At 55.8% G+C, this 1,540-nt stretch carries 2 protein-coding genes; both read right to left on the minus strand.

From position 1 onward, the window contains the following. Positions 1 to 1,125, minus strand: a 1,125-nt coding sequence (locus GX466_03475; GenBank protein NLH93267.1) for a gingipain R, incomplete at its 3' end; no start/stop codon positions are given. 148 nt (positions 1,126 to 1,273) lie between these two features. Continuing rightward, a partial coding sequence (locus tag GX466_03480) for a hypothetical protein (GenBank protein NLH93268.1) occupies positions 1,274 to 1,540 on the minus strand: 267 nt, incomplete at its 5' end.

Below are 1,540 nucleotides of genomic sequence, written 5' to 3' on the forward strand. Positions count from 1 at the left end.
GGTGGATATGCCGGAAGTGGAGGAGTCGCCCACCAGCAGCATGCGGTCCAGCCAGGCTCCCAAGTCTGGGTTGATGTCACGTTCCAGGATGTTGATCTTGGCCATGTAGTCCACCATTTCCGCGGCTGAATCCACCGAAATCCTGCCTATGGCCACGTCGCCAAGGTTGTCTCCGCCAGCCAGCCAAGTGTAGTAGTAATCCATGTATGTGCTGTAGGTTGGCACAGCTATGGTACCGGCATCATCCCCGATGATCGTGATATAATCCGGGCGTGTGTTAAGGTTGTCGTATCTGCCTTGGATAAAAGTTTTTATCTCTGTGTAGGTAGTTCCGGCTGTTGCAGTGCTGAAGGCGTCCACCTGATAGCCCTTCTGGCGTTTCCAGGCCACGTATTCATCCACCTTGCTCTGATAGGTTGCATTCCCGTAGTTACCGTAAATCACCAGCAGGCGGGGATTGTGGTAGTTGGCATTCCTGCCTGCCGCCTGATCGTAGTTAAGGATGAGGCCTCGGTAGATCTTCTCGAAAGCTGGGGAAAGGCTGAGGGGCGGGACCGTCTCGTTGATGGAGGGGCCGTCATCAAAATCGAGGTTGAGGGTGAGGCTTTCCCGCACGAGCAGTTCTCCCGTGGCGCTGTTCCACTGGAAGGGATGGACGTTGAGGCTCACCACGCGGAAATCGCGCAGCACCTGGGGTTCGGAGATGAGGACGGCATGTTCCGGATAGAGGATTCCACCCAGGCGCCCGGCCTGGCGCTCCGCGTTCAGGGAGGTGGCGAAATCTGGCTGGAGGCCGGAGCGGCTCTCGGAAACTTCGTTGGAAACGCGCAAGTTCACTCCGCCGCGGACGGGGATGGCCACCATGGCGCTGAAGATTGGCAGAGTCTCCTCTTCGCCGATGAAGAGGTTGGGGATGCCGTCCACCCGGATTCGGGAGTAACTGGTGCCGTCGCGTTCAACGGCCTCGACCTCCCAGTCAGGCAATTGAAAATTGATCTGGATGCCCTCACTGCCAGAGCGGGTGACGCTGAAGGCTGATCCACCGGGCAGGTTTTGGCCGGTCAGAAACAGGGGTGAGAGCAGGAGCAGGGCCAGAATTGGCCCAAAGATGGTGCTTTTCCTCATGATCGATCCTTTAAATGGGGATGTTTTGATGAGTTGTGAATTGCAATTTCTGGTGCAAAAGTTTCATTTTATTTTGCACAACCTTTTCGGAGAGGAGGTAAAACCCGGCCCATTCACTTGGGAACAGGCCGGGTAGATGTTTTGGATACTATTGCTTGGCGGGAAGGTCCTCAAGGGCCGCCACAACCTTGTAGAAGGCCATGGGCAGAATTTCCGTGTCTTCCCAACTGGTTTGTGGAGCCAGAACCGTGGCGATTGGCAGAGTGCCGTAATCACCGTAGGGATCGGTGGCGCGGTAGATGTGATAGCAGTTGGCGTTGGTCACCGGTTCCCAGGAAACCAATACGCCGCTGGCACTTTTGCTAATCGTTATTTCAGGAACGGCCAACGAAGTAAGGTTCACGGTAACCGTCAC

It is taken from the genome of Candidatus Cloacimonadota bacterium, from assembly GCA_012516855.1.
Lineage (GTDB): Bacteria > Cloacimonadota > Cloacimonadia > Cloacimonadales > Cloacimonadaceae > Syntrophosphaera.